At 67.8% G+C, this 19,054-nt stretch carries 17 protein-coding genes; 1 reads left to right on the plus strand and 16 read right to left on the minus strand.

Annotated features, from left to right (window positions below; translation table 11 throughout):
• Positions 1-8: 8 nt before the first annotated feature.
• The 16 genes from mdcH to ACUCV0_RS21530 form a co-directional block, all read right to left on the minus strand.
• Positions 9-944, minus strand: a complete 936-nt coding sequence (gene mdcH / locus ACUCV0_RS21455; protein WP_482213624.1) for a malonate decarboxylase subunit epsilon — start codon at positions 942-944, stop codon at positions 9-11.
• Positions 941-1,642, minus strand: coding sequence for a malonate decarboxylase holo-ACP synthase (locus ACUCV0_RS21460; protein WP_482213625.1), 702 nt, complete (start codon positions 1,640-1,642; stop codon positions 941-943). The genes mdcH and ACUCV0_RS21460 overlap by 4 nt, the downstream gene beginning before the upstream one ends.
• Positions 1,642-2,457, minus strand: coding sequence for a biotin-independent malonate decarboxylase subunit gamma (gene mdcE / locus ACUCV0_RS21465; protein ID WP_313649835.1), 816 nt, complete (start codon positions 2,455-2,457; stop codon positions 1,642-1,644). Before mdcE ends, ACUCV0_RS21460 begins: the two co-directional genes overlap by 1 nt.
• Complete coding sequence (locus tag ACUCV0_RS21470) at positions 2,454-3,320, minus strand: biotin-independent malonate decarboxylase subunit beta (protein ID WP_482213626.1); 867 nt, start codon at positions 3,318-3,320, stop codon at positions 2,454-2,456. The genes mdcE and ACUCV0_RS21470 overlap by 4 nt, the downstream gene beginning before the upstream one ends.
• Positions 3,313-3,627, minus strand: coding sequence for a malonate decarboxylase subunit delta (locus ACUCV0_RS21475; RefSeq protein ID WP_059315057.1), 315 nt, complete (start codon positions 3,625-3,627; stop codon positions 3,313-3,315). The genes ACUCV0_RS21470 and ACUCV0_RS21475 overlap by 8 nt, the downstream gene beginning before the upstream one ends.
• On the minus strand, positions 3,627-4,484 hold the full coding sequence (locus tag ACUCV0_RS21480; protein ID WP_482213627.1) for a triphosphoribosyl-dephospho-CoA synthase: 858 nt from the start codon (positions 4,482-4,484) through the stop codon (positions 3,627-3,629). Before ACUCV0_RS21480 ends, ACUCV0_RS21475 begins: the two co-directional genes overlap by 1 nt.
• Positions 4,484-6,160, minus strand: a complete 1,677-nt coding sequence (mdcA, locus tag ACUCV0_RS21485; protein ID WP_482213628.1) for a malonate decarboxylase subunit alpha — start codon at positions 6,158-6,160, stop codon at positions 4,484-4,486. The genes ACUCV0_RS21480 and mdcA overlap by 1 nt, the downstream gene beginning before the upstream one ends.
• 129 nt (positions 6,161-6,289) lie before the next feature.
• Complete coding sequence (locus ACUCV0_RS21490) at positions 6,290-7,000, minus strand: YfdX family protein (RefSeq protein ID WP_482213629.1); 711 nt, start codon at positions 6,998-7,000, stop codon at positions 6,290-6,292.
• Between the two features lie 204 nt (positions 7,001-7,204).
• The gene (gene gudD, locus ACUCV0_RS21495; RefSeq protein WP_482213630.1) at positions 7,205-8,563 is read right to left on the minus strand and encodes a glucarate dehydratase; all 1,359 of its coding nucleotides are present in this window, start codon (positions 8,561-8,563) and stop codon (positions 7,205-7,207) included.
• Positions 8,564-8,581: 18 nt separating this feature from the next.
• A complete protein-coding gene (locus tag ACUCV0_RS21500; protein WP_059315052.1) occupies positions 8,582-9,937 on the minus strand; it encodes an MFS transporter in 1,356 nt (451 codons plus the stop codon).
• Positions 9,938-10,245: 308 nt separating this feature from the next.
• A complete protein-coding gene (locus ACUCV0_RS21505; RefSeq protein WP_059315051.1) occupies positions 10,246-11,277 on the minus strand; it encodes a LacI family DNA-binding transcriptional regulator in 1,032 nt (343 codons plus the stop codon).
• Between the two features lie 79 nt (positions 11,278-11,356).
• Complete coding sequence (locus ACUCV0_RS21510) at positions 11,357-12,271, minus strand: hydroxymethylglutaryl-CoA lyase (RefSeq protein ID WP_482213631.1); 915 nt, start codon at positions 12,269-12,271, stop codon at positions 11,357-11,359.
• Entirely contained in the window at positions 12,268-14,202 is a 1,935-nt protein-coding gene (locus ACUCV0_RS21515) for an acetyl/propionyl/methylcrotonyl-CoA carboxylase subunit alpha (protein WP_482213632.1), read from the minus strand. The genes ACUCV0_RS21510 and ACUCV0_RS21515 overlap by 4 nt, the downstream gene beginning before the upstream one ends.
• Positions 14,199-14,999 carry an enoyl-CoA hydratase-related protein gene (locus ACUCV0_RS21520; RefSeq protein WP_482213633.1) on the minus strand — a complete coding sequence of 267 codons (801 nt, stop codon included), beginning with the start codon at positions 14,997-14,999 and terminating at the stop codon, positions 14,199-14,201. Before ACUCV0_RS21520 ends, ACUCV0_RS21515 begins: the two co-directional genes overlap by 4 nt.
• A gap of 3 nt (positions 15,000-15,002) precedes the next feature.
• Positions 15,003-16,610 carry a carboxyl transferase domain-containing protein gene (locus ACUCV0_RS21525; RefSeq protein WP_482213634.1) on the minus strand — a complete coding sequence of 536 codons (1,608 nt, stop codon included), beginning with the start codon at positions 16,608-16,610 and terminating at the stop codon, positions 15,003-15,005.
• A gap of 10 nt (positions 16,611-16,620) precedes the next feature.
• Entirely contained in the window at positions 16,621-17,784 is a 1,164-nt protein-coding gene (locus ACUCV0_RS21530; RefSeq protein WP_482213635.1) for an isovaleryl-CoA dehydrogenase, read from the minus strand.
• A gap of 352 nt (positions 17,785-18,136) precedes the next feature.
• Between ACUCV0_RS21530 and ACUCV0_RS21535 the strand changes: the two genes are divergently transcribed.
• Complete coding sequence (locus ACUCV0_RS21535) at positions 18,137-19,045, plus strand: LysR substrate-binding domain-containing protein (RefSeq protein ID WP_313649645.1); 909 nt, start codon at positions 18,137-18,139, stop codon at positions 19,043-19,045.
• Positions 19,046-19,054: the final 9 nt, after the last annotated feature.

Here is a 19,054-nt window from a genome sequence, read left to right on the forward strand (position 1 = left end):
GGGAATGCTCAGTCCAGTCGGGCCGCCTCCTCGCGCCTGAGCGCGTCCAGGGTCTCGGGGTGGGTATCCTGCCAGGCCAGTACGCCAGCCGGAGGCAGGACGCGCTTGGCCAGTTGGCTGAGGACGCTGCCGGGCGCCAGTTCGATAGCCAGGCGCACGCCGCGTTCGCGGGCGGCTTCCAGGGTGGCGTGCCATTCGATGGGCCGCGCCATGTTGAAGGCCAGGTCGTCACCCAGTTGCTCGGCGCGCACCAGCCGCCGCGCGGAAGTCCCGCTCAGATAGGCCAGCCGAGGCGCGCGTAGCTCGACCTCGCCAAAGGCCTGGTTGAGTGTCTGGGCGGCTTCGGCGAGCAGGGGGCAGTGAGAGGGCACGCTCATGGCCAGGCGCTTGGCCGCCGCGGCGCCCTGGGTGCGCGCCGCCTCGGACAGCACTGCCAGGCCGGCGTCGTTACCCGCGACTACGTATTGCTGTTCGGCATTGGCGTTGGCCAGATAAATAGGCGCTTCGGCACGATGGTGGTCAGCGACCAGCCCTTCCACCGTGGCACGGTCCAAACCAAGGATCGCCAGCATGCCGTAGCCCTTGGGATAGGCCGTCTGCATTAGCTCGCCGCGAAGGGCCACCAGGCGCAGGGCGTCGGCGAAGTCCAGGGCCTCGGCCACCACCGCCGCGGCATAGGCGCCAATCGACAGACCCGCCACCAGCTGCGGCGCCGGTCCGCGATTGAGCAGCAGGCGCGCGGTGGCGACGCCGGCGATCAGCAGGCACAGTTGGACGGCGCGGGTGTGTTCCAGGGCGTGCGCGGTGTCCAGGCTCAGGGGATCGGCTTCCAGCACCTTGGTGGCTTCCTCCAGGGTGCGCCGGACCTCGGGCTCCGCGGGCAGGGCATGCAGCAGGCCGGGACGCTGGGCGCCCTGGCCGGGAAACTGGAAGAGGGTGCTCATGCGGCGCGCTCCCCTGGCCAGGGATCGCTAACCAGCTGGGGACCGGCAACGGTCTTGAGCAGCACCCTTGGCGCGCTTCCGGCCCAATCGGCGAGAGCGACGCCGCCATGCGGGGTTTCGAGGAGGATGTCCAGCCGGCAGAGTGCCTGCGCCTGTAGCGACGCCAGCAGCGCTCGTGCCTGATCGCGAGGCAGCGGGACGTCGCAGCGGACCAGCAGGTCCAGATCGCTGCCGGCATGCAGCGCCGGCCAGCCAGAGGCCAGTTCGTAACCGGCAGCACCGGTAGGACCCCAGGGCAGCCCCAGGTCATCGAGCAGGGTTTGCACGCGGGCCAGGGTGTCGAAGACAGGTAGATCGCGGCAGCCCTCAGCGATCCGCAGGTTTTCAGGCGCGCGCTGTTGCACTACGGCGGTCGGTGCCAGCCAGGCCGCCAAGCGCTCGGCGCGGGTGGCACCGCGCAGGCCGACGGGGATGCGGCCGGCCTCGGGTGCGATTCGGCGCACCACCACGGGCAGCCCAGTCTGAGCGATCTGGTGGGCCCAGAGTGGAGCGTGCGCGGGCAAGGCGTCCGGGGTCAGGCCCCAGAGGAGGTCGTGGGGCCTGTGTTGGGCTTCGCTGCGCTCAACCCAACCTACAGGGGTGTCCGGTAGGTTGGGTTGAGCATCAGCGAAGCCCAACGGGCTCTTCCGCCTGCTCATCACGCCTTCCAACCTGCCCGCAGGCGCTCGCGCACCTCGCGAGAGGCCGCGCGATTGGCGCCGTCCAGACGCAGTTTGAGATCGGTGGCGCCGCTGGCGAGCACATCTGCCTGGGCCTCGGCCAGGGCCTGGCGTACCTGCTCCAGATCGGCGGCCGAGGGCTGGTCGGGCTGAGCGACTTGCAGCTGGCGCCAGAGCAGGCCCAGGGAGGCATAGCTGTCCAGGTCGTAGGCCATGGGCGGGATGTCGGCGGCCAGGCGCTCCAGGTCTTCGACGCTGCGCAGGGTCACCCGCGCCGCCGAGGCCTTGCCCATCGCATGCACCTGTACCTGGGGATCACGCAGGGCCAGCAGCCGATTGGCCTGGTAGCCGTGGGCCAGAAAGCCCCCGGACATGGCCTTGCCCACCAGCAGGCCCAGCACCGGGTGGCCGGCCAGGCGCGCCTCGGCATAGGCACCCGCGGCTCCGGCCAGGGCCTGGTGGATGCCATAGGCTTCTTCGCGGCGACCGTAGGCCTGGCTGGGCACGTCCACCAGGGCGATCAACGTGCGTTTTACCGAGGCGTCGCGATCCTGGGTGACGGCCTGCTGGATCGCCCGGGCCAGGCCCCAACCTTCCAGCAGGCCGACCTCGCCCTGCCGGGCGCGGGGGAAGGGATTGTCGGTATCGGGCACCACGGCCAGCCAGCGTGCGGGCCGGCCGGCCAGTTCGAGGTCGGCGACGCGCAGGGAGGCGGGCAGGCCCGTGCCGGTTTCACCCTGGCCGGCGAGGGCCTGGAACCAGGTCAGGCCGCGTTGCGAAGGCTGGGTGCTCATGGCTGATCTCCCGCATAGAGGTGGCGAACCGCCGCGGCATCCGCCTGGGGGCCGGTGTCGAGGTCGGCAAGGCGTGCCAGATAGGCCTCGGCCTGCTGGCTGCGTAGGGGAGCTGCACCGCCGTCCGCGAAGCCCTGGCGTATGGCAGCGGTCACGGCGGTGCTGTCGTCGGCGACGAAGACGTCGGCCAGACCCGTGGCGACCCGCTGTTCGCCGCCGGTCAGGCTCCAGATGAAGGGGCGATCGCGGGAATCGTATTCCTCGATGCCGGCTTCCTGTTCGATCACCTGGGGACCATTGAGTCCCAGGCGTGCCTCGCGGGTGACGATCAGCTGGCTGCATAGGCCGGCGGCGATGGACATGCCGCCAAAGCAACCAACGCTGCCGGCGATGACGCCGATGACCGGCTGATGCGCACGCAGGGCGACGATGGCGGCCTGGATCTCGGCGATGGCGGCCAGGCCCAGATTGGCCTCCTGCAGGCGCACACCGCCGGTTTCCAGCAACAGCACCGCGCGGGTCGGGGTGCCGGCGAGGTTGTCTTCCAGCGCCAGCTCCAGGGCACCGGCGATCTTGGCGCCGCCCACTTCACCCATGCTGCCGCCCTGGAAGGCGCCCTCGATGGCGCAGACCACCGCGGGCTGGCCGTCGATCAGCCCCATGGCCACCACCACGCCGTCATCGGCCTGGCAGACGATGCCCTGCTTGGGCAACCACGGCGACATCAGTCGCTCGAAGGGCCCGACCAGCTCGCGAAAGCTGCCGGCATCGAGCACCACACGGGCCCGCTCGCGGGCGCCGAGTTCGACGAAGCTGCGGCTGTGCAGCAGCTCCTGGACATCGGGAAGAGGGGCTTCAGCCATGGGTGCTTTCCTCCAGGTCGAGGGTTTCCAGGCCCTGCTCCAGGCGCAGGCGCACCACGCCAGGGGTGGCGCCGAAGTCATGGATGTCCAGGGTCAGGGCCGGCAGGTCCTCGCGGGTAGCGAACAGCCGGTCGAAGAGGGCACGCCAGCGAGGCTCGCTGCCGTTGACCGAGGTGGTCACCTTGAGGGTGAAGTCGGCGTTGGCGGGTTCGAGGAGGACTTCCAGGTCCCCCGAACCGACACAGCCCACCAGGGCGCGACCCTGGCGGCGCTGGCTGGCCGGATAGCTGCAGGTGAAGTGTTCCATCAGAGGTCTCCAGGGAGCCGGGGCTCCAGGCGATCGACGAGAAGGGTGGCGGCCAGCAGATCGGCGGCGCCGCCGGGGGAGGCATTGGCGGCCAGCAACTGGCGGTCCAGGGTCAGCAGCTGGCGGCGCCCGGCGAGACTGGCGCTGCCCCCGGCCTGCAGCACGGCGTGGGCGCCCTGCTGCATGGTGGTGAGGGCCGCGGGGCCCGCGCGGTGCAACACACAGGTATCGTCCAGCGCGGTCATGATGGCCAGGAGTGCATCCAGGCGAGCGTTCTGTTCGCCGGCACTGGCCTGGCGGCTGGCGCGCAGCTGCGGCAGGCCGCGCTGGTGGATGGCGGGAAAGCCCGCGGCGGCCTCGGCCCGGGCACCGCCGACGCCATAGCGCTGGGCGACGCGCTGGCCATGGCTGGGCGCGGCCTGGGGCGCTCCCGGATCGGGCAGGCTGGCCAGGCGACCGGCCGCCAGGCACAGCGCTTGGGCTGAAGTCGGACGTTCATGCACGGTCGCCGTCACCAGCAGCCCCAGCGCCCAGATAGCGCCGCGATGGGTATTGACCCCGCCGGTGACCTGCAGCATGGCGGCTTCGCCGTCACGCCCCAGTTGGCCGATCAGGCGGCGCAGTTCGGCGGCAGGCAGCCCTCGCTCTGCGGCTTCGGCCATGGCCTGGAAACAGGGCTGCAGGGCCTGGGCCGAGGTCAGCATCAGGCCAAGACTGAGGTCACTGTGGGCGCCCTGGCCGCGGCGATCCACCAGGGCCGGCTTGGGCGAGAGTTCGGCTTCGTCCACCAGGGCGGAAACGGCCAGATCGGCCAGGCGCTCGGCGGGTGACGGGGCAAGGCGGGCGAGGGCGCGCATCACCAGCTCCTGAACTTGGCGGGGGGTTGATAGAGCCCGCCCGACCACTCCACCAGCTCGCTGATGCTCTTGGCCGCGAGCAGCTCGCGGCTGGCGTCGGTGCGGCGGATGCCGAGGTCCTCGGGCAGGGCTACCAGGCCTTCCTGGCGCAGGCGCCGGGCCTCGGCCGGGTCGCTGCGCAGGCCAATGGCGGTGACCCCGGCCACGGCGGCGATCATCGCCCGGCGTTCCTCCAGCGAGCGCGCCCGGTAGAGATAGGCGATGCCTTCTTCGGTGAGCAGGTGGGTGACGTCGTCGCCATAGACCATGATGGGCGCCAGCGGCATGCTAGTCTTGCGCGCCACCTCCACCGCATCCAGGGTGTCGACGAAGGTAGGTTTGCCGCCTTCCTGGAAAGTCTCGACCATCTGCACTACCAGCTTCCTGCCGCGTTCCAGCAGGGCGGGCGCGCTGTCACCGGTCTGCTGCCGCATGTCCAGCCAGGCCGGGGTGGGGTGACGCCGACCGTGCGGATCATGGCCCATGTTGGGCGCGCCACCGAAGCCGGCGAGGCGACCACGCGTCACGGTGGAGGAATGGCCGTCGCCATCCACCTGCAGAGTGGCGCCGATGAAGAGGTCCACGGCGTACTGACCGGCCAGCTGGCAGAGCAGCCGGTTGGATCTCAGCGAGCCATCGCGACCGGTGAAGAAGACGTCCGGGCGCTGGGCGATATAGCCCTCCATGCCCAGCTCGGTGCCAAAGCAGTGCACGCTTTCCACCCAGCCGCTCTCGATGGCGGGGATCAGCGTGGGATGCGGATTCAGGGTCCAGTGCCGGCAGATCTTGCCCTTGAGGCCCAGGCGCTCGCCGTAGGTGGGCAGCATCAACTCGATGGCGGCGGTATTGAAGCCGATGCCATGGTTGAGCGACTGCACCTGGTGACGTTCGTAGATGCCGCGGATCGCCATCATCGCCATCAGTACGTGCACCGGCTTGATGTGGCGCGGATCGCGGGTGAACAGCGGCTCGATATAGAAGGGCCGGTCGGCCACCACCACGAAATCCACCCAGTCCGCCGGGATATCCACCCGCGGCAGTTCGGAGACATCGTCCACCAGTTGGTTGACCTGGACGATGACGATGCCGTCGCTGAAGGCCGCCGGCTCGATCAGCGCCGGGCTGTCCTCGGTGCTGGGGCCGGTGTAGATGTTGCCGGCGCGATCGGCCATGAAGCCGGCGCTGAGTACCACCTTGGGAATCAGGTCCACCAGCAGCCGGGCATAGAGTTCGATGTAGGTATGGATGGCGCCGACTTCCAGCAGCCCGTCCTCAAGCAGCTGGCTGATCCTCAGGCTCTGGGTGCCGGCAAAGGAGAAGTCCAGCTTGCGGGCGATGCCGCGCTCGAACAGGTCCAGGTGCTCGGCGCGACCCACGCTGGGCATGATCATGTGCAGGTCATGCAGCTTGGCCGGATCGACCTGGGCCAGGCTGCGGGAGAGGAAGTCGGCCTGCTTCTGGTTGTTGCCTTCCAGCACCACCCGGTCACCGGGGGCCAGCAGCTGTTCCAGCGCGGCGACGATGGAGGCGGTGGGCAACACCTTGCCATCGGCCAGCGCGGCCACCCGGTCCAGGCGCTGCTGCTTGTCACTGCGGCGCCTGGCGATCCGAGCCGGTGGGGAGGATGTCGTTGTCATTGTGGTCTCCACGAATCACCTGTCGTGGAGCCACCCTAGACCTCGGCTGCCTGGCATTCAATCAACCTGAGGACGGAATCGTTACGCTGAAGTTAACGATTCTGTGGGCCTCAGGGGCCTGCGCCCGGCTCAGGTCTTGTCGACCGGGGTGAAGACCGTGGTGGTCCTGGAGAACCAGCTGGTGGGGGTCACGTCGACGTTGGCGTTGTCGTATCTCAGGCTGTTCTGCACCTGCTTGAGCGTCAGGTTGGCCTGCCAGTATTGCTCATGGCCCAGCTCCTGATTGGCCCGGTGCACCAGGTCCAGGGTTTCCTGGGCCGGCAGCACGGCGGTCGAGTAGTCCACGTCGACGCCGGCCACCTTGAGGATCTCGCCGGCGGTCTTGGTATCGCCCTGCTGGATCTTCTCGTTGGCCTGGGCCACGGCCTGGTTCTTGGCCGGAGTGGCGACATAGTCGTCACGCAGCGCCATGCCGCTCCAGATCGGCAGCCAGGACGTGGCCTTGGCGTCCTGCGCGGAGACCTCCATGAGTTTGCCGTCCTGACCCCGCAGGTCCCTGGCCGACTTGAGGTAGGCGGTCTTGTCGGTTTGGGCGGTCTGCAGCGCGCTTTCGGCGGCGGCCAGTTGCTGCTTGGCCTGATCGACATGGGCCTCGAAGAGGTCCTGGCGGGCGGCGACCACGTCCATGAAGGCCTGCTGGCCCTGCTGGGAGATCGCCGGCAGGGTGGCGACCTGCTGGGTGGCGATGTCGGGTCGGGTGTCGGCCAGGGCGGCGGTGGAAAACACCGAGGCGAGGGTCAGGACGAGAAGGCTCTTGGCGATACGACGATTGAGGTTCATGTGCTTCTCCCGGATACGAAAGTAACTGGAACCGCGGGGGTATCGGGCAGGGTTGCGAGATACCTTGGGTTCAGTGTCGAACCGGTGAGCTTAACGAACGCTTAGCAGGCTATCGGTAAGTGTAAAGCGATGTTTCGGACGCTGGAACGGAAACAGCGCCCGCCCCGGAGAGTCCGGAGCGGGCGCTGTTGGCGGGCCGAGGGCCTAGCGCACCAGGCAGGGCTTCTTGTTATCGAAGGTCCAGTTGGGCGAGAGGAATTGCATGGCCATGGCGTCGTCCCGCGCACCCAGGCCCTTGGTCTTGTACAGCTCGTGGGCGCGGCCGAGGGCGTCCAGGTCCAGTTCCACGCCCAGGCCACCCTGCTGCGGCACCTCGACCAGGCCGCCCTTGATCTCCAGGGGCTGGCGGGTGAGGCGCTGGCCGTCCTGCCAGATCCAGTGGGTGTCGATGGCGGTGATCTTGCCCGGCGCCGCGGCGGCGACATGGGTGAACATGGCCAGGGAGATGTCGAAGTGGTTGTTGGAGTGCGAACCCCAGGTCAGGCCCCAGTCGTTGCACATCTGCGCCACCCGCACCGAACCCTGCATGGTCCAGAAGTGCGGATCGGCCAGGGGGATGTCCACCGATTGCAGCTGGATGGCATGGCCCATCTGGCGCCAGTCGGTGGCGATCATGTTGGTGGCGGTGGGCAGGCCGGTGGCGCGACGGAACTCCGCCATGACTTCGCGACCGGAGTAGCCGTTCTCGGCGCCACAGGGATCTTCGGCATAGGCCAGCACGTGGTGCTGGTCGCGGCACAGGCGGATGGCTTCCTTGAGCGACCAGGCGCCATTGGGGTCCAGGGTGACGCGCGCCTCGGGAAAGCGCTCGGCCAGGGCAGTGACCGCCTCGATCTCGGCGTCGCCGCTGAGCACCCCGCCCTTGAGCTTGAAGTCCTTGAAGCCGTAGCGGTCGTAGGCCGCCTCGGCCAGGCGCACCACGGTCTCGGGGGTCAGGGCCTCTTCGTTGCGCACGCGGAACCAGGCGTCGTCGCTCTCGGCTTCGCTGCGATAGTCCAGGGTGGTCTTGTTGCGGTCGCCGACATAGAACAGGTAGCCGAGCATCTCCACGGCATCGCGCTGCTGGCCTTCGCCGAGCAGGGCGGCTACCGGTACCTCCAGGTGCTGACCGAGCAGGTCGAGCAGGGCGGCTTCGATGGCGGTCACCGCATGGATGGCGACGCGCAGGTCGAAGGTCTGCAGGCCGCGGCCGCTGGCATCGCGGCCAGCAAAGGCCTGGCGGACCTGGCCGAGGATGCGCTGGTACTGGCCCAGCGGCTGGCCGATGAGGAATTGGCGGGCGTCTTCCAGCGTCTGGCGGATGGTCTCGCCGCCGGGTACCTCGCCGACACCGGTACGACCGGCGTTGTCCTTGAGGATCAGCACGTTGCGGGTGAAATAGGGACCATGGGCGCCGCTGAGGTTGAGCAGCATGCTGTCCTGGCCGGCAACGGGGACGACTTCCAGCGAGGTGACCAAGGGCGTGCCGGTGTGCAGGGCTGGGGAGGCATTGAATTGAGTCATGGTCGGGCTCCTTGTCGATCAGCGAGAGGTTTCAGCGGCGAGCGGGGCTTCGGCAGGCGGCGTGGTGACGCCGCGCAACTCGACGCGTTTTATCTCGCCCACGACGAACAGGTAACTGATGGCGGCCACCAGGGCATTGGCACCGACGAACACCAGGGCCATCTTGAAGGAGCCGGTGGCGGCGATGATGTAGCCGATGATGATCGGAGTACTGATGGAGGACAGGTTGCCGATGGTGTTGAACAGGCCACCCGAAAGACCGGCGATCTGCTTGGGCGTGGTGTCGGAGACCACCGCCCAGCCCAGGGCGCCGATGCCCTTGCCGAAGAAGGCCATGGCCATGAAGCCCACTACCATCCAGTCGGCGTCGACGTAGTTGCACAGGATCATGCTCATCGACAGCAGCATGCCGGCGACGATGGGGGTCTTGCGCGCCACGCTCAGGCTGTTGCCACGACGCAGCAGGTAGTCGGAGATCACCCCGCCCAGCACGCCACCGATGAAGCCGCAGATCGCCGGGAGGGAGGCGATGATGCCGGCCTTGAGGATGGTCATGCCGCGTTCCTGCACCAGGTACACGGGGAACCAGGTGAGGAAGAAGTAGGTGAGGGCGTTGATGCAGAACTGGCCCAGGTAGATGCCGGCCATCATGCGGTTGGTCAGCAGCTGGCCGATGTAGCTCCACTTCGGACCCTCGCTCTTCTTGCCGGGGGTGTCCAGGTCGACCAGGCCGCCGTTGCTGGCGATGTACTCGACCTCGGCGGCATTGGCGCGGGGATGTTCGCGCGGGCTATAGATCACCGCCATCCAGACCGCCGAGAAGGCGATGCCCAGTACGCCCATCACCACGAAGACGTGCTGCCAGCCGAAGGTGTAGACGATCCAGCCCATCAGCGGCGCGAACAGCACGGTGGCGAAGTATTGCGCGGAGTTGAAGATGGCCGAGGCGGTGCCGCGCTCCTTGGTGGGGAACCAGGCGGCGACGATGCGGGCGTTACCGGGGAAGGAGGGGGCTTCGGCCAGGCCGACCATGAATCTCAGGGCGAACAGCAGGAATACCGCGGTGCCGATGCCGAATTCACCGATGTAGCCCTGCAGCAGGGTGAACACCGACCAGGTGAAGATGCTTGCGGCATAGACCTTCTTCGAACCGAAGCGGTCGAGCAGCCAGCCGCCCGGGATCTGGCCGAGCACATAGGCCCAACCGAAGGCGGAGAAGACGTAGCCGAGGGAGACGGCACTGATGCCAAGGTCTTTCTGCAGGCTGGAGCCGGCGATGGCGATGGTGGCGCGGTCCGCATAGTTGATCGTGGTCACCACGAACAACATGAACAGGATCAGATAGCGGACGCGCGTCTGCTTGGTGTCTTGCATGGATAGCTCCCACTGGTTGTTTTTGTGTGCGGGCGGAGATCGAGCAGCGGTCTTAGGTTGTAAGTCGTCTGACAACGATAGCGGTATCATTAAACAGATAACGCTATCATTCAACCGGTAAATCTGTGGCAAGGCGCAAAAAACTGGTCAGCGTGGTGCTTCGAAAAATCCTACAGGCACGGTTGAGCGGTTGGCGATTTGTGCCAGACGCCATGACGAGTCATGGCAGCGCTATTGCAAGAAGGGCGACGCCTGCCAGGTCAAAAAAGTGCCGTCAAAATGGTGTGGGTGACGCCTGGTCTACCGCACTAGGAGCTCTGGCGTTCGATCAGCACGAAGCCGGTATCCAGGCGGACGGTCCGCTGATCGCCGGCCAGCCGATCGAGCAGTGATTGAGCCACGCGGTGACCCATGGCGTCGGCGTTGACGCTGACCGTGGACAGCGCCGGATTGGCGAAACGACCATTGGTGGTGTCGCCGAAGCCGATCACGGCCAGCTGCTCGGGAATGCTCAAGCCGCGGCTGGTAGCCTCGGCGACCACGCCCAGCGCCAGGGTGTCTGAGCTGCACAGCACCAGTTCCGCGGGCTCGGGCCTTGCCAGCAACCGCGCGAGGCCGATGCGACCGACCTCCCAGGTGGCCGGCAGGGGCAGGACTTCCATGGGTACCTCGGTGACGCCCAGGGCGGCAAGCCGCGCCTGCAGTGCCAGGTTGCGGCGCATGGCGCGGGGATCGTCCACCGAGATCACCCCGAAGCGGCGATAACCGCGGGCAACGAAGTGGTCGGCCAGGGCGACGCCGACCTGCTCATGGGAGAAGCCCACCTGCATGTCCAGGGCTTCTTCGCTCAGATCCCAGGCTTCCACCACGGGGATGTTCAGCGCCGCGAGGCGCTCGCGACTGGCTGGGGTGTGCAGGGTGCCGGTGAGCACGATGCCATCGGGCCGGCGGCCGAGGATGGCTTCTAGCAGCTCCTCTTCCTTTTCCGGGGAGTAGCCGGTGGGCCCGATCAGCGCCTGGTAGCCGGCCTCGGTGAGGCGTTCCATGATCGCCTGCACCACCGTGGCATAGATGGAGTTGGCGATGGTGGGCAACAGGATGGCCACCAGCCGGCTCTTGCTGGAGGCGAGGCTGCCCGCCAGCAGATTGGGCACGTAGCCCAGCTCCTTGACCACGGCCAGGACATGCTCGCGGGTGGCAGCGCTCACCAGGGTCGGGCGGTGCAGCGCCCGGGATACGGTAATGGGCGACACCCCGGCGGCGAGGGCGACCTCGCGCACGGTGAGAGGCAGCGCGGTGCCATCGAGCTGGGCGAGTTCGCGTCGAGACTTCCTGGCCAAAACGGGTCCTTGGAGAAGAGAAGTCGCCATTATGAGAGCAAGCCCCGGCGGTTGCCATGGGCGCCCGCCAGAGCCTTTGCTAGTCGACCGCTCGCGCTGCCCGGGCGCGACCGACCCGGGACTCGTTGCGCCGCCCCAGCTGGGCGGACACCTGGTGGCCCGCCTCGATGAGCTGGGGCAGGTCGAGACCGCTGGCGATGCCCAGGCCGTCGAGCAGATAGACCAGGTCCTCGCTGGCGACATTGCCGCTGGCGCCGCTTGCATAGGGGCAGCCGCCGAGCCCGGCAACGGAGCTGTCGAACACCGCGATGCCTTCGAGCAGACTGGCATAGACATTGGCCAGGGCCTGGCCATAGGTATCGTGGAAATGCCCGGCCAGCCGGGTGAGCGGCACCTCCCGACCCAGCCGCTGCCAGAGCGCCCGGGTTCGGCCGGGGGTACCGACGCCGATGGTGTCCCCCAGGGAGACTTCGGCGCAGCCCAGCTCCAGCAGCTCGCGCGTCACGCTCGCCACCTGATCAGGTGCGATCTCGCCGTCGTAGGGGCAGCCCAGCACGCAGGATACATAGCCTCGCACCCGGATCCCCGCCGCCCGCGCGCCCTCGACCACTGGCACGAAGCGCGCCAGGCTCTCGGCTATGGAGCAGTTGATGTTGCGCTGGGAGAAGCCCTCCGAGGCGGCGGCGAAGACGGCGATTTCATCCACCCCCGCTACCAGGGCAGCCTCGAAGCCTTTCATATTGGGCACCAGTACCGAGCGGACCACGCCCGCCGGGCAGCCCAGTCCCGCCAGCACCTCGGCGGTCCCGGCCATCTGCGGCACCCACTTGGGCGAAACGAAGCTGCCCACTTCCAGATGTTGCACACCGCTGGCGACCAAGGCCTCGCACAGCTGGATGCGCTCCGCAGTGCCAAGCGCCTGGGGTTCGTTCTGCAGGCCATCGCGTGGCCCGACCTCGACCACCCGCACCCGGGACGGCAGGGCATCGCTCATGGTGCCGACTCCTCCAGTTCCACCAGGGCTGTGCCCTCGGCCACCAGTTCGCCAGGGCTGCAGAACAGCGCGGTCACGACGCCGGCGCGGGGCGCGCGGATGCTGTGTTCCATCTTCATCGCCTCCAGCACCACCAGCGGCGTACCGGCGTCCACGGTGTCGCCCACCGCCACCGAGACGGCTACCACACTGGCGTTCATCGGCGCCGTGAGCCCACCGGCATCGGCTTGGCGCGCGACCTCGGCGAGGGGATCGGCCCAGGTAACGGCTTCGAAACGATTCTCCCATTCGAGGAACAGTGTCTGGCCACGGCGATAGAAGCGGGCGCTCTGGCGGATGTCGTCTGCATGCCAATGGAGGCGATCACCGCTCAGCTCCACCGCCGACGAACCGGGAAGGGCGACGGTGCGCACCTCGCCGCGACAGGCCAGGCGCAGCGATATATGTGGCGGTCCACCCAGGCGCCAGCCCTGGCGGGAAGCCCAGGGCGACGTCGGATCGGCAGCGGCCGGCAGCGTCGCCAGCCAGGCCTGGGCCGCCAGGGTCCAGAAGGCCTCCGGTAGCTCACAGGGTACGGGCAGCAAGGCATCCCGGTGACGCTCGATAAAGCCGGTATCCAGTTCGGCCGCGGCAAAGGCCGGATGGGCAAGCAGGCGCTGCAAGAAGGCGAGGTTGGTGGCGAAGCCGCCTACCGCGGTTTCATCAAGCATGGCCAGCAGTCGCTGGCGCGCCTGTTCGCGGCTGTCGCCCCAGCCGATGAGCTTGGCCAGCATGGGATCATAGAAGGGCGATACCTCGTCGCCTTCCTCCACGCCGCTGTCCACGCGCCTACCCGGACCCGCCGTGGGCTCGCGGTAGAGCTGCAGGGTGCCCGAGGCCGGCAGGAAGCCCTGGTCGGTGTCCTCAGCATAGAGGCGCACCTCGATGGCATGGCCGTGCAGGGGCACCTGGGCCTGGGTGAGAGGCAGCGCCTCACCGGCGGCGACGCGCAACTGCCAGGCCACCAGATCCAGGCCGGTGATGGCCTCGGTAACCGGGTGCTCGACCTGCAGCCGGGTATTCATTTCCATGAAGAAGAAGTCGCCGCGGGCGTCGAGCAGGAATTCCACGGTGCCGGCGCCCACATAGCCGATGGCCTGGGCCGCCTGTACCGCGGCTTCGCCCATGGCCCGGCGTAATTCGGGGGTAAGACCGGGCGCGGGAGCTTCCTCGATCACCTTCTGGTGGCGGCGCTGGATGGAACAGTCGCGTTCGTTGAGATAGAGGCAATGGCCTTGCCCGTCGGCGAAGACCTGGATCTCCACGTGGCGCGGTTGCAGCACGTACTTCTCCACCAGCATCCGCGCATCGCCAAAGGCCGAGAGCGCTTCGCGCTGGGCGGAGGCAAGACCTTCGGCCAGGTCGGCTTCGCGCTCGATGATCTTCATGCCCTTGCCGCCACCGCCGGCGGTGGCCTTGAGCAGGACCGGATAGCCGATGCGCGCCGCGGCGTCGCGAAAGGTGGCCAGGGACTGGTCCTCGCCGTGATAGCCCGGCACCAGGGGCACCCCGGCGTCGGTCATCAGCGCCTTGGCCGCGGACTTGCTGCCCATGGCGCGAATCGCCGCGGCGGGCGGCCCGACGAAGACCAGTCCCGCCGCGGCCACCGCTTCGGCGAAGGCGGCGTTCTCGGACAGAAAGCCATAACCAGGGTGGATGGCCTGGGCGCCGGTGGCGAGGGCAGCGGCGATGATCCGCTCGCCGGCCAGGTAACTGTCGGCCGGCTTGGCGCCCCCGAGGTCTACCGCCAGGTCGGCCTGGCGCACATGGCGTGCCCTGGCGTCGATGGCGCTGTGCACGGCGACGGTGCCCAGGCCCAGGGCCTTGGCGGTGCGCATCACCCGGCAGGCGATCTCGCCTCGGTTGGCGACGAGCAGACGGTCGAAGGTCATGGCGTGGTCTCCTGCCAGGCGGGGCGGCGCTTTTCCAGGAAAGCGGCTAGGCCTTCCTGGGCTTCAGGGGTGACGCGGACCGCGGCGATCAGGCCCTCGGTGAACTGGCGCACCGTGGGGCTCGGCACACCATCGCCGGCGCCGTCCAGGAGCCGTTTGCAGGCCCGCAAGGCCTGAGGACCGTTGTCCAGCAGGCGGGCGATCCAGGCTTCCACGAGGGGCTCCAGGTCGGCGGCGGGCGCGGTCTCGGCGACCAGGCCCAGCTCGGCGGCGCGCGCACCGGAGAAGCGTTCGGCACCCAGCATGTAGCGCCGTGCCACCCGTTCGCCCAGGGCTCGGATGACGAAGGGGCCGATGACGGCGGGCACCAGGCCGATGCGCACCTCCGACAGGCAGAAGGTGGCGTCACTGGCAGCCACGGCGAGGTCGCAGCAACTGACCAGACCCACGGCGCCGCCAAAGGCTGCGCCCTGCACCACGGCGAGGGTGGGCATCGACAAGGCCTGCAGGCGATACATCACCTCGGCCAGGCGCTCGGTGTCGGCCTGGTTGGCGGCCGCGTCCAGGGTGGCGGACGCCTGCATCCAAGCCAGGTCGGCACCCGCGCAGAAGTGCCGGCCGCGCCCACGTACGAGCAGAAAGCGCAGCTCGGCATCGGCGGCGATCTCGGTGAGCGCTGTGCCCAACTCCGCGATCATCCGTGCATCCAGGGCGTTGTGGCGGTCCGGACGGTCGAGCCAGAGGGTGGCGAAGCCGCGCGGGTCGCGGGTCAGATCCAGGGTTTGGAAGTCAGTCATGGCCTACATCCGGAAGACGCCGAAGGTCGTCGGCTCGAGAGGGGCGTTGAGGCTGGCCGACAGGGCCAGGGCGAGGACCTCGCGGGTCTGGGCCGGGTCGATCACCCCGTCGTCCCACAGCCGCGCGCTGGAATAGTGGGCATGGGCCTGGCGCTCGTACTGCTCGACGATGGGCGCCTTGATGCGCGTGATTTCGTCATCGTCGAAGGGCTCACCGGCGCGTTCGGCCTGTTCGCGCTTGACCTGCACCAGCACCCCGGCCGCCTGCTCGGCGCCCATCACGCCGATACGCGCGTTGGGCCACATCCACAGGAAGCGTGGATCGTAGGCGCGACCGCACATGCCGTAGTTGCCGGCGCCAAAGCTGCCACCGATGATCACGGTGAACTTGGGCACCCGGGCGCAGGCCACCGCGGTGACCAGCTTGGCGCCGTGCTTGGCGATGCCGCCTTCCTCGTATTTCTTGCCGACCATGAAGCCGGTGATGTTCTGCAGGAAGAGCAGAGGGATGCGTCTCTGGCAGGCCAGTTCAATGAAGTGCGCACCTTTCTGCGCCGATTCGGCGAAGAGGATGCCGTTGTTGCCTAGGATGGCCACCGGATGACCCTGCAGATGGGCGAAGCCACACACCAAGGTGGTGCCGAACTGCGCCTTGAATTCATCGAAGACGCTGCCGTCCACCAGCCGGGCGATCACCTCGCGTACCTCCAGCGGCTGCTTGGGATCGGCCGGGACCAGGCCGTAAAGGTCCTCGGCCGGATACAGCGGGGCGACTGGCGCCTTGAGCTGCAGGTCACCCAGCTTGCGCCAGTTGAGGTTGGCGATGCAGCGCCGCGCCAGGGCCAGGGCATGGGTGTCGTTCTCGGCATAGTGGTCGGCCACGCCGGAAATGCGGCAATGGACATCAGCGCCGCCCAGTTCCTCGGCGGTGACCACCTCGCCGGTGGCGGCCTTCACCAGCGGCGGGCCAGCGAGAAAGATGGTGGCCTGCTGGCGCACCATGATGGTCTCGTCGCTCATCGCCGGCACATAGGCCCCGCCGGCCGTGCAGGAGCCCATCACCACGGCGATCTGGGGGATGCCCTGGGCGCTCATGGTCGCCTGGTTGAAGAAGATCCGCCCGAAGTGCTCGCGGTCGGGGAAGACGTCCTCCTGGCGCGGCAGGTTGGCGCCACCGGAATCCACCAGATAGAGGCAGGGCAGGCGATTCTGCAGGGCGATGGCCTGGGCGCGCAGGTGCTTCTTCACCGTCAGCGGATAATAGGAGCCGCCTTTCACGGTGGCGTCGTTGGCGATGATCATGCACTCGACGCCCTCGATGCGGCCGATACCGGCCACCACCCCGGCCGCCGGTACCTCTTCCTCATAGACGTCGAGGGCCGCCAGGGCGCCGATTTCCAGAAAGGGCGAGCCGGGGTCCAGCAGTTGGTCGATGCGCTCGCGGGGCAGCAGCTTGCCGCGGGCGGTATGGCGCGCCTGGGCCTTGGGCCCGCCGCCTTCACGGATGCGCGCCAGGAGCTGGTCGAGCCGGGCCAGTTGCTCGGCCATGGCGGCGGCGTTGCGCTGGTAGTCCGGAGTGCGGCGGTTCAGGGTGGAGGTCAGCACGGTCATGGAAGGCTCCTCACCGGGTTTCGTTGAACAGCTCGCGCCCGATCAGCATGCGGCGGATCTCGCTGGTGCCGGCGCCGATCTCATAGAGCTTGGCGTCGCGTAGCAGGCGGCCGGTGGGGTACTCGTTGATATAGCCGTTGCCACCTAGGATCTGGATGGCTTCCAGGGCCATCTGGGTGGCCTTCTCGGCGGTGTAGAGAATCACCCCGGCGGCGTCCTTGCGGGTGGTCTCGCCACGGTCGCAGGCCTGGGCCACGGCATAGAGATAGGCGCGGCTGGCATTGAGGCCGGTGTAGAGGTCGGCCACCTTGCCCTGGATCAGCTGGAATTCGCCGATGCTCTGGCCGAATTGCCGGCGGTCGTGGATATAGGGCAGGACCACGTCCAGGCAGGCCTGCATGATGCCCACCGGACCACCGGCGAGGACCACCCGCTCATAGTCCAGGCCGCTCATCAGCACCTTCACGCCCCCGTTCACCTGTCCCAGCACGTTGTCCTCCGGCACCTCGACGTCGTCGAAGAACAGCTCGCAGGTGTTGGAGCCGCGCATGCCCAGCTTGTCGAACTTGCTGCCGCGGCTGAAACCGCTCCAGTCACGCTCGACGATAAAGGCGGTGATGCCATGGGCGCCTTGTTCCGGCTCGGTCTTGGCATAGATGACATAGGTATGGGCATCGGGGCCGTTGGTGATCCAGGTCTTGCTGCCATTGAGTACGAAACGGTCACCGCGCCGCTCGGCGCGCAGCTTCATGGAGACCACGTCCGAGCCGGCATTGGGCTCGCTCATGGCCAGGGCGCCGATGTGCTCGCCGCTGACCAGCCTGGGCAGGTAGCGCGCCTTCTGCGCTGCGGTGCCGTTGCGATGGATCTGGTTGACGCAGAGGTTGGAGTGGGCGCCATAGGAGAGGGCGACCGAGGCGGAGCCGCGGCTGATCTCCTCCATGGCCACCGCGTGGGCCAGATAGCCGAGTCCCGAGCCGCCGTATTCTTCCCCCACGGTGATGCCTAGCAGCCCGAGGTCACCAAAGGTACGCCACAAATCCATGGGAAAGCTGTTGCTGGCATCGATCTCGCCCGCGCGTGGTGCCACCTCGCGCGTGACCAGGTTGCGCACCTGATCGCGCAGCAGATCGAGGGTCTCGCCCAGGGCGAAGTTGAGACTCGGATAGCTCATGGGGTCACCTGTTGTTGGGATTGGCGGGTGAGGAGAGGGCACAGCGGGGCAGCGCCGGGCGTACCAGGGTCAAGAGGGAATACGGGAAGATGACCTGGCAAGCAGGATCCTGCGCGGCCCGGGAGAACGAGCAGGAAAGGCGTCGGACGTGGCTGCCGACGGCACGCTATGGGCGCGGGGGAGACGCGCATGCGGAGCGATGGCGCCAGGGCGCGCATGGTCCGTCCTCCTGTTCATTATTCTTGTCGTGGCGACCGCGAGAGGAAGGCGGCGCGCCTGTGCCTCTGAGTCTAGGAGGAGAAATGCGCTATCGTGAAACGATAAAAATAGAATCCAGGTATTGGAAAATCAGATGGCACTGCACAAGGACATCTCGATGCGGCAACTGCGCTATTTCGTCGCCGCCGCCGAGAACAGCCAGTTTTCCCTGGCCGCCAGCGCGGTCAACGTCAGCCAGTCGGCCGTGACCACGGCGGTCAGCCAGTTGGAGACGATGCTTGCGGTGCGGTTGTTCGAGCGATTGCCCCATGGAGTCAAGCTGACCGCCGAGGGGCACCAGTTCTATCACCATGCCCGGCACATTCTCGATACCCTGCAGGACGCCGTGAGTCAGCCGCTGTTCCAGAGTCATGCCCTGACCGGCCAGGCCCGGGTCGGGGCTTCCTATGCGGTGCTCGGCTACTACCTGCCGACCCTCCTGGCGCGCTTCAAGCGCAGCTATCCGCAGATCGACATCGACCTGCGCGACATGGACAGACCCAGTATCGAGGCGGGCATCAACGATGGCACCCTGGAGCTCGGCCTCACCGTCATCTCCAACGTCGACGCCGCCCAGCCCTTCCAGCGCCATCTGCTGATGCGTTCGCCGCGCCAGCTCTGGTTGCCCAGCGCTCATCCCTTGCTCGCTCCGGAGCAGGTCAGCCTGGCCGACATCGCGCCCTATCCCTATATCCTCGCCACGGTGGACGAGGGCGAAACCTCGACACTGCGCTATTGGCGCGCGGCCGGCCTTGCGCCCAATGTGGTGTTCAAGACCTCGTCCATGGAATCGCTGCGCGGCCTGGTCGCCCATGGCTTTGGCGTGACCATCCTGTCCGACATGCTCTATCGCGGCTGGTCACTGGAAGGGCGCAAGCTGGAAGCGCGTCCGGTGGCCGATGCCATTCCGCCCATGGAGCTGGGGTTGATCTGGAGCCCCGAGGAGCGCCTGGGACCCGGCGCCCAGGCGTTTCGGCAGTTTCTGGTATCGGCGGCGGGCTGAGGCGGACGC

It is taken from the genome of Pseudomonas sp. VMV1 (genome assembly GCF_056790235.1).